We start from the raw sequence: 14285 nt of genomic DNA on the forward strand, positions 1-14285 counted from the left end.
CCGAGGTCAGGGGTGACCTCGCAAGCATCGTACATGAAGGGGCTGCAGCTTCCCGATCCCAGATCCCGCCGCAGCCGCCGCGATACACCATCTTTCGGCAAGCCGCCGAAGAGTCCTGAATGGCAAAAATGGGGTGCAAAGTGGAATGGCAGGATGGGGCAGATAGCGGACTGGTCGCATTTTGAGTTCGCAAGCTGATAGCCGACATTCAAGCTTACGATGTTGCCCTGCCAGGTCGTGTTCTTCATTGAGTCAACCCAGCAGCCGGCTTAGTGAGCTCTGTCTGTCCCAGACCAATACCTTTGGTGAGTAACCCAGCCCCGACAGGACGTGGTCGTTTGCTGCCACATCGCTTTTCGACATCGTGAAATATTGATGTGACTGGCCCATAAGCTTGGAGAACTCCCGATTGGCGTGGACCTCTGCCTCCAGACTCCGATCGCTCGTGAGATACCCGTTACGTAGCTCGGCGGGAAAACGGGAGAAATCGATGGCGTTTTCCTTCCAACCCAGCCGGCTTGCATTCAGCCATCGGCGCAGCAAGTCCCGGTTGGCGTTTTGAAAAGCTGTCGTTACGACGACAACATTATTGAAGAGCCGGGCTCCCAGATCGTACATTAGGACGGTATGGCTCCCATAGCCCTCTTGGGTGAATCTGAAGGTGCAGTCTATGGCGAAGTCGACGAAGCCATCGATCTCGCCCGTCATCAATCGTCCAGCATCATGATCGTAGTCGATCAGGGTGATACGCGTCCTGTCGACGCCGGTGTCTCGCGCAAGCCATTCGACAAGGGCACGGTTGGCGGGCGGCACGGCGATGACCTTGCCCACAAGGTCGGATATGGCGCGAAGGGGCGCCTTGGCGCTGCTGATCAAGGCCAGTGGGCTCTTCTGGAATTGCGCTCCGATAATAGTGAACTCGGCGCCGGTGCGGGTACTCGTGGCTGCCACCGATTCAGGGGACGAAAGGGCGATCACTGCGGTCCCATCCAGCAGGGCGCTTTCCGGGACCAGGCCACTGTATCCAGGACGGTGTTCGACCACGATCCCCGCGTCGGCATAGTGCCCCTGAGCCATTGCGGCGAAGTAGCCGATGAACTCGGCATCGTTGATCCACGAGGCCTGCACGACCAGTCTATCGAGTTCTGGCATCGGCAATTCCTTTGATCTGCTTCGGGTTCCATACCGATTAAAACGGCAAAAACCCGCTTGACGGCGAACATGAAACGTTTAACTTCAACTTTAGGCTGGCGCAAGACAGTTTGGGTCGGCGGTTTGGTTCGGGTCTTCGTTCACCAATCGGGGTTGAAAAATGATGCGACTTTTGCTGTCCGGCGTTGCCGCCGGTGTTCTGATGATTTCCAGCGTTGCCGCAAAGGAGCCGGTAACGTTGTGGTTCTGGGGCGCACCGCCCAATCTGCAGGATGCCTTCACCAAAGTCCTGATTGAGCCGTTCAATGCGTCCCAGGACGAATACGAACTGCAGATCGAATTCCTGCAGGACGTCGACAATGACGTCCGCACCGCCGTCCTGGCCGGCGAAGGTCCAGACCTGGTCTATACCTCGGGTCCGTCTTACATCGCGCCGCTTGCCAAGGCCGGCGCCATCGAGCCTCTCGACGCCTATGCGACCCAATATGGCTGGGGTGATCGCCTGCTCAAGCCCGTGCTCGATACCTGCAATCAGCTCGGCCATCTCTATTGTATGCCGCCCTCGCTGATTTCCGATGGCATGTTCTACAATAAGGCTCTGCTTGCGGAAAAAGGCTGGGAGGTTCCCAAGACCATGGCCGAGGTCGAGAAGGTCATGGATGCTGCCAAGGCCGACGGGCTTTATGCCTCAGTCACCGGCAACAAGGGCTGGCAGCCAGTCAACGAGAATTACGCTTCGATCTTCATCAACAACATCGTCGGTCCGGAAAAATTCTACGATATCCTGGAAAGCGGCGAGGGCTGGGACAGCCCCGAAATGATCAAGGCCATCGATGAATCGGCACGCTGGTTCAAGGCCGGGTATCTCGGCGGCAGCGATTACTTCTCGCTGAACTTCGACGAATCCATCTCGCTGGTCAGCCAGAAGAAGTCGCCCTTCTTCTTTGCCCCCTCAATCGGTTTCCAGTGGGCCACTAACTATTTCACCGGCGACACTGCAGGCGATTTTGCCTTTGCCCCTATCCCGCAGATGGATGCAAGCCTGCCCTACCCAATCTACGATCTGGGCGTAGCCTTCACGCTCTCGATCAATTCGAAGTCCAAGGTCAAAGACGGCGCTGCTGCAGTGCTCGACATGATTTTCACGCCCGAATTCGCCAAGAACATGGCCGATGTCTGGCCGGGCTACTGGGGCATTCCGCTCAAGGAATTCCCGACCAATCCGGAAGCTACTGGTCTGACGGCTTCGTTCCTGACGGCCATGGCGGACATGACCGCCGCTGTCGACAAGGGCACTTTCGGCTTCAAGATCGGCACCTTTTTCCCACCCGCCACCAGCCAGGTGATGTTCGAAGACATCGAAAGCGTGTGGCTCGACAAGATGACCGCCACGGACATGCTGGCCAAGGCCGCGACCGCCTATGCGGACGAGAAGGCCAAAGGCCTGACCCAGGTACTGCCTAAGCCCACCATGTAGTTTGCGGACATTGGATGGCGGGTGTTCTCCCCACGCCGCCATCCACTTCCTTTCCTTCGATATTTGGCGGGATGCAATCGCACGACCCGCGAGGATAAACCGTTGTCTACCGCACCCAATCCCATGCGCGACCAGATCATCGCTACGCCCCAGGCACTGAAGGCCGGTTTCGAGGCGCTCGAACGCGACGCGCGTCTGGTCCTGCCGACCCCACTCATCTACCGTACAAAGCGCATTATTCTGGTCGGCAGCGGCGACTCCTATTTTGCCGCCAAAGCTGCCGAAATGGCGCTGATGGTGCATGCCGGCTTGCCGGTGGAAGTGCGCACGCCGCTTGAAGCCGGACGCTATCATGCTGCGTTTTCGACGCGACGCGATCTGGAAAATACTCTGGTCATCGCTTTGTCCAATTCCGGCGCCGCAGCGCGCGTCTGCGAAGCGGCGGCATTGTACCGGCGCGCCGGGGCGAAGGTGCTGGCAATCACCAAGAACGCTACGGGCAGGCTTGCCGAGAATGCCGATCATAAGCTGGTCGTCGCCGTTCCCGGCTTCCCCGTCGCACCGGGCTTCGGACCCTATCTTTTCGCGATGGTCGCTCTGCAACTGCTGGCAGTGCGCTTCGGTGAAGTGCGCATGGGCATGACCATGGATCAGGCTCAGGCCTTGCGCGGCAAGCTGCTGGGCCATTTTGACGACCTCGCTGCCACCATCTCAGCCACCGATGAGGCGGCGCGAGCGCTTGCCGAACAGCTTTCAGGCGCCAAGGTCTTTGAGTTCCTCGGGGGCGGTCCCAGCAGGGCAGTTGCTGACTATGGCGCGGCCAAGCTGCTGGAAGCGGCAGGCCGGCATGGGAGCGGTATCGATCTGGAAGAATGGACGCATCTGAACTATTTCGACGCCTCGCCCCAGGAAATCGCCACGCTGATGGTCCTGCCGCCAAATGGCCGTTCCGACAGCCGCGCCGCCGAGCTGCGTGTCTTTATCGACAGGCTCGGGCGCCAGATCGGCGTCCTGCCAATCGCGGCTGATATTAATGAAATCTGGTCACCCCTGCTCACCAGCGCTCCGCTGGCGCTGTTTGCAGCCCATCTCTCCGCCCTGGACGGTGCTGAATATGGGCGGGGCAGCAAGGGCGCGTGGTCCGATAGTTCTGACGCCTCGACGGTGCAGAAAAGCGCCATGTTCGGGGACCTGTCATGACCCTTTCCAACCACAAGCTCGTCACCAGCGACAATGCCGCCTATGAAATCACCGCCACGGTGCGCGAGGCCGTTGCCGCCAGCGGCGTTACCAGCGGTATCTGCGTCGTCTTCGTGCCGCATACCACCGCTGGCGTCTCGATCAGCTCATTCTGGGACCCCAAAGGCCTCGAAGATGTGCATGACGATATCAATCGCCTTGTCCCTACGCGCATCGATTTCAAGCACCAGTTCGATACGCCCCAAGATGCAGCGGGTCACGTCAAATCCGTACTGGTCGGCGTCAGCCTGACCATGATCATCGATCAGGGACTGCCGCTACTCGGACATTCGCAGGGCATTTTCTTTAATGAGTTCGACGGCCCGCGATCCCGGCAGTTTTTCGTCAAGTGTACAAATGACTGACGGCGACGACCTCATCGTTGGCGCGGTCCTGATCGACAACCTCCTTTTTGCCGACGGGTCGCGTCGTGAAAACATACCCGGCGGTGCTGGGCTCTACGCACTGGCCGGCGCGTCACTGTTCAGCGCCGATCCGGTGCTGGTGACGGGGACGGGTAGGGACCTGCCGCAGACCTTCGGTCCCTGGATGGTTCGCAATGGCCTGACCCAGCGCGGCTTGCGCTTTGCCGATGCCCATGCCCCGCGCAATATCCTGCAATATGCCGCCGACGGCGGACGCACCGAAACGCCAGTTTACGGGCAGCAGCATTTCAGTCGTATCGAGCCCACTGCCGCCGATGTGGCTGGTTTCGCCGAGACAGCGCGCAGCCTCTATGTTTTCCGCAATACCGATGGCTTCTGGGAAGGGCTCGATACCATTTCCTTCGCTCGGCGACCGCTTATTCTGTGGGAGATCGCGCTTGATGCTTGCAATGAGCAAAACCGGACGCGCGTCGAGGCGATCCTGCCGCGGGTCGATGCGCTGTCGATCAATCTGGATGAGGCAAGCCGAATTTTCGCGCTTCGCGATGAAGACGCCATTGTGAGCCATCTGCTCCACTGGCCGGTGCGCAACATCTTCCTACGCCTGGGCGCGCGCGGCAGTTACGCGATCGCCAACCGAACAGCCACTTTCGTGCCGAGTGCGAAAGTGACCGCTATCGATGTTACCGGGGGCGGCAATGCCTATAGCGGTGGCGCCCTGATCGGGCTGTCCGAGGGCCGGATGGCCCGCGAGGCCGCCATCATGGGCACCGTCGCCGCCAGCCATGCCATCAGCCAATACGGTCCGCCTGAGACCGGCGATCCCGCTTTACGCGCTGCGGCGCGGCAGACGGTTTTGGACATCACCAGTGCATTTGAGGAGCCTGCCAAATGAGCAAGAAGATCTTGATCGATACCGATCCGGGCATGGACGATGCGCTGGCTATCGTTCTGGCGGTCAAATCGTCCGCCCTGGAGGTGCTGGGCATTTCCTCGGTCGCGGGCAATTATCCCATCGAAGTGACGACGCGCAATGCGCTGAAAACGCTCGAACTACTCGGGCGCAGCGAAATCCCGGTCGCCCGGGGTATGGGCAAGCCACTGGCGCGGCCGCTCGCCAAGGATCCGTTTTCACATGGCTCGGACGGCATGGCCGAAACCCATCTTCCGGAGCCCAAGACTCTGCCGAGAGCGACCCACGGCGTCGATCAGATCATCGACATGGTCAAGGCCAATCCGGGTGAGGTGACCATTATCACGTTGGGGCCGTTCACCAATCTGGCCATGGCGTTCATGAAGGCCCCCGAGATCGTGTCATTGGTGGCTGAAGTTGTCTCCATCGCAGGCTCGTTCGGGCTAAACAAATACGCCTTCGCGAATGCGACCGGCGACACGCCGCAAAGCGAGTGGAACGTTTTCGTGGATCCCGAGGCGGCCCGTATCGTCTTTGAATCGGGCGTTAAGCTGCGGGCAGTCGGCCTTGATGTCGCTACCCATTTCGACATCAACTTCACCGAGGAACAACTGAGTGCACTCAAGACCTCGCCGCGCCCCGAAGCCAATATGGCCGAGAAAATGGTGCGCTTCGTGCAAGGCCGTGGCTTTGAATCGTACTGCGTGCTGATCGATTCCATGGCCGTCGCGGCGGTGATCGATCCGACTCTAATCGGCACGGTTAAGGCGCGCGTCGGCGTCGAGACCAAGGGCGAGCTGACCCTGGGCCAGACCGTCGCCGATTTCCGCCACCATCACGGTTGGCTGCATTTGCCAGAGATCGATGTCGCATCAAGCGCCGACTATGGGCGTTTTCTCGATCTCATCATGACCACGGTTTTGGAGTAGCTCCATGGATCGCGCCATCGCTGACAAGATCTATGCCGGTGTGCTGGGCAAGATCATCGGGGTCTATCATGGCCGGCCCGTCGAAGGCTGGTCCTACGAGCGCATCATGGAGACGTTTGGCGAGATCGACTATTTCGTCAATGGCAAGATGAACCTGCCCATCATGCTACCGGATGATGATATCTCGGGCACTTTCGCGTTTTTCCGGGCTCTCGAGGACAATGGCTACCCCAAGGTGCTGGAGCCCCAGACTGTCGGCAAGACGTGGCTGAACTATATCATCGAGGAAAAGACCATATTGTGGTGGGGCGGGCTTGGACGCTCGACCGAGCACACCGCGTACCTGCATCTCAAGAATGGTATAGAAGCCCCGCTGACAGGCTCGCACCAGCTCAATGGCCCCTGGATCCCTGCGCAGATTGGCGCGCAGATCTTCATGGATGGGTTTGCCCTGGCTTCGCCCAACGATCCCGATCGCACGGCCCAGATGGTGCGGGCTGCCGCCTCGGTCAGCCATGACGGTATCGCACTCGATGCGGCGGTGCTGCTCGGCAGCATGGAGGCCATGGCGTTTTCCGAGCGCAGTGTCGATAAGCTGCTCGATGCCGGCCTCAAATATGTCTCCGATAAACATCTGCTGGGGGTTATCGCGGCGCTGCGCAATCAATGCGCCAAGACCGATGATTGGCATCAGGTGCGCGCCTGGATCGCTGCCAATCACGGTTATGATCACTATGACGGGCCCTGCCATATGGTACCCAACCACCTGATCGTTTTGCTGTCCTTTCTGATGGCTGGCGACGATTTCGGACGTTCGCTCAAGATTGCCACGACCGCCGGCTGGGATACCGATTGCAATGCTGGCAATGTGGGGTGCCTTAACGCCATTCGCCTCGGTCTGCCGGCGCTCGACAAAGGGCCGGACCTGCGCGGACCGGTCAGCGACTTCATGTATGTGGTCACTGCCGATGGTGCGGCAGGCATTACCGATGCGGTGCAGCAGGCACGTGGCATCATCACCGCCGCCAATGCGCTCAATGACGAGCCCGCCAATGGCATCCAGCCACGCTATGGCTTTGAGTTCACCGGCTCATCGCAGGGCTTTGCGCTCTGCCCGCGCCATGAGGGGCGTCAGGCCGCGCTGGGCCTTTCCAACGTCGATGGCGACGGCCTCAAGGTCGATCTAAAAGGTCTGTCGCTGGGCGTCACGGGCAGCGTGTCGACGCCGGTATTCGTCGAGCCCTTCGCCGCGTCATCGAGCTTTGCCATGGTGGCGAGCCCCACGCTCTATCCCGGTCAAACCGTGACGGCGAAGCTGGACCTGCCCCAGGGCGTTACGGCACGTCTCTATGGGCTGATTTATGACCGCGACGACGCCATCCAACGCATCGAAGGCGAGTGGTCAGAGAGCACCGAGCTGTCCTGGACCGTCCCGTCTACCAATGGTCTGCCGCTCTATCGTCTGGGCGTGGAGTTCGGTTCGGACACGCGGTTTGATGGGCAGGCCAGTATCCGCTCTATTGACTGGTCTGGGGCGCCGACCGCCTATGATATCGACGGTATGCTGGTCAAATCGATCTGGAACCTCACCCCGTTCTGGACCCGGGCCTGGGTCAGTTCGGCCAAGCATTTCGCACCAGATTTCAAATATACGCTATGCTTCTCGCACCCCTTCGAAAATGGCGTCGCCACCACCGGAAGCCGCGACTGGGACGACTATTCGGTCGAAAGCTCGCTCGACTATTCCATCAATGACGGGGCTGGGCTGGTCGCCCGCTCGCGCGGCCATCGGCGCTATTATGCCGGCATGCTCAAGGGAGACGAAGCGCTGATCGTCAAACGCTATGACGACGAGGTCATCGTTCTGTCACGCCAGAAGGTGGCGATCGGCGCAGTCGGCAAGCGCGACCTCAAGCTTAGCCTCAACGGCAAGTCCATCGCCTTCATGGTCGACGGTGTCGCGGCGGGGGAGGCCAGTGACGACAGCTTTACCAGCGGCAGCGCCGGGTTCATCGTGGAAAAGGGCACCATTGTCGCCGACGGTTTCCATATCCGCGCCCTGGCATAATCACAAGAGGCCTGACCAATGTCCCGAGACGATGTCGCCCGTCGCTCTGCGCTCAAGTCCATTCATGACCGCTACACCTATTGGAACAACGTGCCTCACCGCGGGCTGATGGTCGATGGCAAGCCGGCGATGACCCAGATCGATCCCGACAAGGTGGGCGATTTTGTCCTGGTGACGGTACGCGATCCACTGATCGACTATCTATCCGACCCCGCCCAGCAGATTTCCGGCCAGCTGGAAAATGCCGAACTGATCGGCCAGTCGCGCATGTTCACCAGCTATACGGGCACTTTCGAGGGCGCGCGCATTACGGTGGTCAGCGGCGGCAGTGGTTCATCGGAAGCAGAATTGCTGCTCTACGACTTCATGGAATTTTCCAAGGCCCATACCTATCTGCGCGTTGGTGGCTCGGGTGGCATCGGCACCGATGTGGTTCCCGGCGATATCGTGGTGTCGAGTGGGGTGGTGCGCGAAGAGGGCATGACGCGGGCCTATATTGACCGCGCCTTCCCTGCCGCCAGCAATTACGAGGTCGTCGCCGCCATGGTGCAGGCAGCCGACGATCTGGGCGCCAATTATCATGTTGGCGTGACACTCTCGGTCGACAGCGACTTCGCCGGGGTCGGCCGGCCCGGCGTGGGCGGCTATCTGCAGCCCTGGAACATCGAGATGATGGGCACCTACAACCGGGCTGGCGTGCTCAACGGCGATCGGGAATCGGCTGCCGTGGTGACGCTGGCTGCGCTTTACGGCTTCCGTGGCGGGTCGGTCTGTTCGGTGGCCGACAATATCATCACCGGCGCCGAATTCAGCCACGGAGCGGGCCATGCCAAGGCCATCGATGTGGCACTGAAGGGCTGCGCTATCCTCAATCGCATGGATCAAAAGCGCACGGTCACCGGCAAGAAATACTGGTTGCCGGAGATGGGGCTTTAGGGCGTCAGCTCAGGCTGGGGGACGGCCCACGCTATCGCGCTGCACCAGTCGCACGCCAACCTTGTAATGGCGGATCGGCCGGTGCGGTTCGGCCAGACGGTCCAGCAGAAGTGTCAGCGCGGCCGCAGCCATTTCGGCCACCGGTTGGTTGACCGTCGTCAAAGCCGGGGTGACTATCGAGGCCCAGGGGATATCGTCGAACCCCACCACGGATAGCTCCTCGGGCACGGCGATGCCCAACTGCCGCGCCGCGCGCAACGCGCCGATGGCGATCATGTCATTGCCGCACATCAGTGCGGTGACGTCCCGGCGCTCGAGCACGTCCAACACGTCCTGATCCAGATCGATCGAGAACGGCGACTTGTGCTGCCAGGCGACTTCGCCTGTTCCGCCGAGTTCAGCAAGGAAACCGTTCTTGCGCTCGTCCTTGCCTTCGGCCACCGACTTGCCGGACAGAATTCCGAAGCGTTTATGGCCCATGGCGAGCAGATGCCGCGCCAGTTGTTGTCCGCCTTCGCGATCGTTGATGGTCACGTTATCGTAGGTCAGCCCCGGCGCGCCGATCACCACGACTGGCATGGCAAAGCGCTCATCTTCTTCTTCGCTGGTGTCCTGGCTGGAGGTGCGGCACCAGATGGCACCGGCGACCCCTTGGTCCTCTAGATGCCGCATGCCGTCGATCTCGTTTTCCATCGAGCCCGATGTGTCGATCAGCACCACCGTATAGCCGGCTTGTCGCGCCGCATGCTCCACCGATTGGGCCAGCGCCGGATAATAGGGATTTCGCAGATCCGGCAGGACGAGACCAAGCGTCGTATTGCGCCCGGTGCGCACCGACTGCGCCGACCGGTTAGGCCGGTAACCGAGGCGATCGGAGACTTCGCGCACGCGGGCGCGCACTTCTTCGCCGATCGTGCCGCCGCCATTGAGCGAATAGGACACTGCCGCGATCGAGACGCCGGCTTCGCGGGCCACGTCCTTCAGTGTCGGTGTCTTGCGAATGGCCGGTGGCCTCGGCTTCATCGCGTCCGTCCTGTTCAGAAAAACTCTTCAGTGCTTCTACGGCAAAACGACGAGTTGAAGAAGCGCCCGAGGCCGCCTTGCACCAAAACCTTATCGTCAGAGCCGTTTACCCATGTCGTCGAACGCCATGACATGAGCTGGCTCGGGCACCACGTTCACGCTATCGCCCGGCCGGATATCGGTCAGGCGCCTTTGCTCGACAGTAACGGCACTGCCGCCGGCCATATCGACATAAAGATAGGAGAGATTGCCCAGCTGCTCGGTCACCTTGACTTTACCCACCGCCCCCCCAGGGCCAAGATCACAGTGCTCGGGGCGAAAACCTAGGGTCACCACTTGGCCTTCCGTTGCCACGCCGTCGCGCAGATCTACTGAAATCGGCGTTGCGCTGAAGCCCGCAGAGGATATGACAGCGACGTTGCCAGCGACCGATTTGACCGTTCCGGCAACGAAATTCATCTTGGGCGAGCCGATGAAGCCGGCAACGAACAGATTATCAGGGTTCTCATAGAGCTCGATAGGCTTGCCGACCTGTTCCACTAGTCCGTCGCGCAGCACCACGATCTTGTCGGCCAGCGTCATGGCCTCGACCTGATCGTGGGTGACATAGATCATCGTCGCACCAAGCTCGGTATGAAGCCTGGCGATTTCGAGCCGCATCTGCACGCGCAATTCGGCATCGAGATTGGACAGCGGTTCGTCGAACAGGAAAATCTTGGGGCTTTTGACGATGGCCCGGCCAATGGCGACGCGCTGGCGCTGCCCGCCGGAAAGCTGCTTCGGCTTGCGTTCGAGCAGCGGTTCGAGCTTGAGGATACGCGCCGCCTCCAGCACCTTTTCGCGGCGCTGGGCCTTTGGCATGCCCTGAATGCGCAGGCCGAAGCCGATATTGTCGAAGACGCTCATATGCGGATAGAGCGCGTAGGACTGAAACACCATGGCAACGCCTCGCTCCAGCGGCATCATGCCAGTAACGTCCTTGCCATCGATGGCGATGGCGCCGTCCGAAACCTGCTCCAGGCCCGCCAGCATGCGCAGCAGCGTCGATTTCCCGCAGCCCGAGGGGCCAACAAACACCACGAACTCGCCGTGCTCGACGTCGAGGTCGACCGACTTAATGACCTCGGTCTTGTTGAATTTTTTCTGGACCCCGCGCAGGCTGAGCGTACTCATCGGCTACTCCTAAACCCGCTTGACCGAAAAACCCAGGGCCGGCACCGTGCCGCCCTCGATGATGAAACCTGCGCCACCTGAAGCGTAACTGTCGTCGCTGGCCGAAACGAGCGCAACCCCTTCGATAGCTAGGCTTATCGTGTCCCCTTTGACCGTGACGGCAAAGGTCTTGCGGGCATTGGGCTCGAAGTTGAACGGCACGCTGGCCAGGATATCCATCTGCTCGTCGCGGCGGCGAATGATCGACGCCTTGCCCTCATGAACGACGCCGGCATAGTAGCGCTTGTGGCCGCGTGCGCGAGCAACCAGTCCCACCATTTCATGCAGTTCCAGCACGAGCTCGGAGGCCACCGTATAATCGGTCCAGTCGCGCGTGCCAGTCGTGATGACCCCTTCTTTGCCGGGATGTGACAGGGTGAAGGTGTTGTAGATGTCGGTGGCGTAGTGCTTGGCCGAACTCACGAAGGACTTGGTCCAGAACGTAGTGACATCCCAGGGCGTCAGCGCCGGAGTCAGCTCGCGCGAGGTGCCGAAGCTCAGATGTTCCGGCGCACCAGCCCAATCGAGATCGATGATTGCGATCTGGCCCGACAAGCGCTGGCTGGCGAGCAGTTCCAGGCCCAAGCGATGGATCGGCCGCCCGCCGGTCTCTGGTACTGTCCAGGTCAGCGCATTGTCGCCCTTGGCCAGCGAGAACGCCTCGCCATCGAGGCGGGCCAATTGGTCGGTCTCGTCGAAATAATGGATGAAGAAACGCACGGCGGGATTGGTCTCGGCAAAGCCGCGCACGCTCGCCCTGACGGTCTGGGTCTGGTAGAGCGTGGGGCTGGCGATGACCTCGAAATAGCTGGTGTCGCTGACGCCACGCGGCTTGGGATCGATAAAAGTCGGCACCGAGATCGCGCCCGTCACGCCCTTGGCCAGCGCCTCATAACTGATCAGCAGGCCGCTCTCCCGGCGGGTTTCGTTAAGATTGCCCAGCCGCGTTACGCCCTGGCTCCCCACCTGCAGCGGGCATTTCTGGAAGCCCTGGACCGAGCCGGGAAATTCGAAAGCAAAGCGCATCGCCGGTTCGGCATAGGCCTTGCCAGACAGCGCCGCTGTCGCCCGCAACACGCGGCGCGTCTCGATGACCGCATCGGTCAGGCACTCGCCGCCATCGGCGCCCACCACATACATCATGTCGGCCACGGGCCCGCGGAAGTCAGGGCCCCGCGACAACCCCTCGAGGCCGAGCCGGATACCGTTTAACGCGCCCAGATTGCCGGCATTGCAATCGGTGTCCCAGCCTGAGGAAACAGCGATCTTGAGGCCCTTCTGCACATCATCCCCGCCCAGGATGAACGAGGCGATCAGCAGCGCATGGTTCGGCACCATCGGGCAATTGCCCGGATAGCGTTCATAGCCATGGTTATCGCCCAGCCACTGCCGCACGACGCGCCAGTCGTCGCCCGCCTTGGCGCATTGCTCGCGCACCTGGGCGATGACGGCATTGAGCTGGCTGGAGCGCGAATAGCGCAGCCCCAGGTCAAGCAGCATATCGATATTCTTCTCCTCATAAGCCGCCGCCTGCATCGCCGCTAGCAGGCACGCGGCTTCCACCGCAACACCGCCGTGGCTGACCGAGCCGGCCGCCCGCGCCATGGCCGCAGCGCGATCCGGATCGCCCGGATTGGCCATGGCCCAGGTATCGATGAAAATCTCGGCTCCGATCTGCTCGGCCATGCCAACGCCGTTCATCTCGACCGAACCGCTCAGGGGGGCATGAATGCCGTCCTTAAGACGCAGGTAGGCCGTGTGCTCCGTCGATCGGCCCAGCCCGCCCCACCACAGCACCGTCTTATCCTCGACGATATAGTTGAGCCAGGTGTCACCGATGGCTTTGGCGGCGATGTCCTTGGGGAAGCCGTTATCCTCCAGCGCGCGATAAAACAGGAACGTGCCCGAGATATCGTCGTCCGGCACGATCAGCGGCCATTTGACCTTGTGGTTGACGTAATAATCGACCTCCCCGAATACCCGCTGGATATCCTCGTAGAACCAGCCTTCGACCGCCCTGCCGAGATAGACGCCGATCAGCTTGCCGAGAACACCGGCATAGGTCTTGTCGATCACACTTCGGGAGAGAGCAGGGACAATCTGGTTCACGGTCGATCAGCCTTTGACAGCGCCGGCGGTCATGCCGGCGACGAAGAAGCGTTGCATGATGAGGAAGAACACCACGATGGGTGCGACGAGGATGAAAGCACCGGCCATCATGGCCCCCTGGTCGGTCGCGTAGGTGCCGTTCATCGAGAGATAACCCAAAGTCATGGTGACGTTGCCGCGGCCTTTCTGGAAGGTCGAGGTGATGAGGAACTCGTTCCACGAATTGAGGAAGACCAGGATCGCCACGGTCACCATGCCGGGCTGCATCAAGGGCAGGATGATGTGCCGGAAGGTCTGCCAGGGCGTAGCGCCGTCCATGAAGGCAGCATCGTCGATCTCGTTGGGAATGGAGATGACATAGGCCCGCAACAGGAAGATTGAGACCGGCAGGTTGATGGCCGATAGGACAAGCCCGGTCGCCACGAAATTGCCGATGATCCCCAGCTTGGCGAACACGAAATACAGTGGAAACAGGAAGAGCTGGATCGGCACGGTGGTGGCGCAGAGGAAATAGATGGTGAGCAATTGCCAACCCGCGATTTGTCGGCGGGCCAGCGCAAAGGCTGCCATCGAGGCACAAGCCAGCGTCACGATGACCGTGGTTCCGCTGAGCAGCAGCGAATTGACGATGCCGACGCCGAAATTGCCGCCTTTCCAGGCGCGGGCAAAATTGGCGAACGTGAATTGGGTGGGCAAGCTCAGCGGATTGGCGACGATGGCCGCATGCGGCTTGAACGTGTTGAGCGCCACCAGCAAGAGCGGCAATACGGCGATGAGTACCGCCCCGATAAGAAAGACATTGGCGGCGGTGCGGCCGAGGCGGGGAGCGGTTTTGGCCATG

At 60.7% G+C, this 14285-nt stretch carries 13 protein-coding genes; 7 read left to right on the forward strand and 6 right to left on the reverse strand.

All coding sequences use genetic code 11. The features are described 5' to 3' along the window. A partial coding sequence (locus ABIB57_RS24815) for a hypothetical protein (RefSeq protein ID WP_354044007.1) occupies positions 1-248 on the reverse strand: 248 nt, incomplete at its 3' end. Between the two features lie 4 nt (positions 249-252). Further along, a complete protein-coding gene (locus ABIB57_RS24820; RefSeq protein ID WP_354044008.1) occupies positions 253-1152 on the reverse strand; it encodes an ABC transporter substrate-binding protein in 900 nt (299 codons plus the stop codon). Between the two features lie 160 nt (positions 1153-1312). On the opposite strand from ABIB57_RS24820, the gene ABIB57_RS24825 reads away from it, so the two are divergent. The 7 genes from ABIB57_RS24825 (at position 1313) to ABIB57_RS24855 (ending at position 9100) form a co-directional block, all read left to right on the forward strand. Beyond that, a complete protein-coding gene (locus ABIB57_RS24825; protein ID WP_354044010.1) occupies positions 1313-2629 on the forward strand; it encodes an ABC transporter substrate-binding protein in 1317 nt (438 codons plus the stop codon). A 102-nt stretch (positions 2630-2731) separates the two neighbouring features. Continuing rightward, positions 2732-3829, forward strand: a complete 1098-nt coding sequence (locus ABIB57_RS24830; RefSeq protein ID WP_354044011.1) for an SIS domain-containing protein — start codon at positions 2732-2734, stop codon at positions 3827-3829. Continuing rightward, positions 3826-4233 carry a secondary thiamine-phosphate synthase enzyme YjbQ gene (locus ABIB57_RS24835; RefSeq protein WP_354044013.1) on the forward strand — a complete coding sequence of 136 codons (408 nt, stop codon included), beginning with the start codon at positions 3826-3828 and terminating at the stop codon, positions 4231-4233. The genes ABIB57_RS24830 and ABIB57_RS24835 overlap by 4 nt, the downstream gene beginning before the upstream one ends. Then, positions 4226-5149: a PfkB family carbohydrate kinase gene (locus ABIB57_RS24840; protein ID WP_354044014.1), complete on the forward strand. Its 924-nt coding sequence runs from the start codon at positions 4226-4228 to the stop codon at positions 5147-5149. Before ABIB57_RS24835 ends, ABIB57_RS24840 begins: the two co-directional genes overlap by 8 nt. Further along, the gene (locus ABIB57_RS24845; RefSeq protein ID WP_354044015.1) at positions 5146-6096 is read left to right on the forward strand and encodes a nucleoside hydrolase; all 951 of its coding nucleotides are present in this window, start codon (positions 5146-5148) and stop codon (positions 6094-6096) included. Before ABIB57_RS24840 ends, ABIB57_RS24845 begins: the two co-directional genes overlap by 4 nt. Before the next feature lie 4 nt (positions 6097-6100). After that, a complete protein-coding gene (locus ABIB57_RS24850; protein WP_354044017.1) occupies positions 6101-8164 on the forward strand; it encodes an ADP-ribosylglycohydrolase family protein in 2064 nt (687 codons plus the stop codon). Positions 8165-8182: 18 nt separating this feature from the next. After that, the gene (locus tag ABIB57_RS24855) at positions 8183-9100 is read left to right on the forward strand and encodes a nucleoside phosphorylase (protein ID WP_354044018.1); all 918 of its coding nucleotides are present in this window, start codon (positions 8183-8185) and stop codon (positions 9098-9100) included. A gap of 9 nt (positions 9101-9109) precedes the next feature. Here ABIB57_RS24855 and ABIB57_RS24860 read toward each other — a convergent pair whose 3' ends face one another. The 4 genes from ABIB57_RS24860 to ABIB57_RS24875 all read right to left on the reverse strand — a co-directional run bounded on the left by ABIB57_RS24860 (position 9110) and on the right by ABIB57_RS24875 (position 14284). After that, complete coding sequence (locus ABIB57_RS24860) at positions 9110-10123, reverse strand: LacI family DNA-binding transcriptional regulator (RefSeq protein ID WP_354044020.1); 1014 nt, start codon at positions 10121-10123, stop codon at positions 9110-9112. Positions 10124-10219: 96 nt separating this feature from the next. Next, the gene (locus ABIB57_RS24865; protein WP_354044021.1) at positions 10220-11296 is read right to left on the reverse strand and encodes an ABC transporter ATP-binding protein; all 1077 of its coding nucleotides are present in this window, start codon (positions 11294-11296) and stop codon (positions 10220-10222) included. Between the two features lie 9 nt (positions 11297-11305). Then, positions 11306-13444: an ADP-ribosylglycohydrolase family protein gene (locus ABIB57_RS24870; protein WP_354044023.1), complete on the reverse strand. Its 2139-nt coding sequence runs from the start codon at positions 13442-13444 to the stop codon at positions 11306-11308. A gap of 6 nt (positions 13445-13450) precedes the next feature. After that, positions 13451-14284 (reverse strand): carbohydrate ABC transporter permease, encoded by an 834-nt coding sequence (locus ABIB57_RS24875; RefSeq protein ID WP_354044024.1) that lies wholly within the window; start codon positions 14282-14284, stop codon positions 13451-13453. Position 14285 lies beyond the last annotated feature (1 nt).

The sequence above is a fragment of the Devosia sp. UYZn731 genome, from assembly GCF_040546795.1.
Taxonomy (GTDB): domain Bacteria; phylum Pseudomonadota; class Alphaproteobacteria; order Rhizobiales; family Devosiaceae; genus Devosia.

Bases quoted from the DNA above. Each gene is read 5' to 3' on its own strand.
- ABIB57_RS24840 (WP_354044014.1), top strand. From the start codon at position 4,226: ATGACTGACGGCGACGACCTCATCGTTGGCGCGGTCCTGATCGACAAC.
- ABIB57_RS24850 (WP_354044017.1), top strand. From the start codon at position 6,101: ATGGATCGCGCCATCGCTGACAAGATCTATGCCGGTGTGCTGGGCAAG.
- ABIB57_RS24820 (WP_354044008.1), bottom strand. From the start codon at position 1,152: ATGCCAGAACTCGATAGACTGGTCGTGCAGGCCTCGTGGATCAACGAT.
- ABIB57_RS24835 (WP_354044013.1), top strand. From the start codon at position 3,826: ATGACCCTTTCCAACCACAAGCTCGTCACCAGCGACAATGCCGCCTAT.
- ABIB57_RS24875 (WP_354044024.1), bottom strand. From the start codon at position 14,284: ATGGCCAAAACCGCTCCCCGCCTCGGCCGCACCGCCGCCAATGTCTTT.
- ABIB57_RS24865 (WP_354044021.1), bottom strand. From the start codon at position 11,296: ATGAGTACGCTCAGCCTGCGCGGGGTCCAGAAAAAATTCAACAAGACC.
- ABIB57_RS24860 (WP_354044020.1), bottom strand. From the start codon at position 10,123: ATGAAGCCGAGGCCACCGGCCATTCGCAAGACACCGACACTGAAGGAC.
- ABIB57_RS24845 (WP_354044015.1), top strand. From the start codon at position 5,146: ATGAGCAAGAAGATCTTGATCGATACCGATCCGGGCATGGACGATGCG.
- ABIB57_RS24855 (WP_354044018.1), top strand. From the start codon at position 8,183: ATGTCCCGAGACGATGTCGCCCGTCGCTCTGCGCTCAAGTCCATTCAT.
- ABIB57_RS24825 (WP_354044010.1), top strand. From the start codon at position 1,313: ATGATGCGACTTTTGCTGTCCGGCGTTGCCGCCGGTGTTCTGATGATT.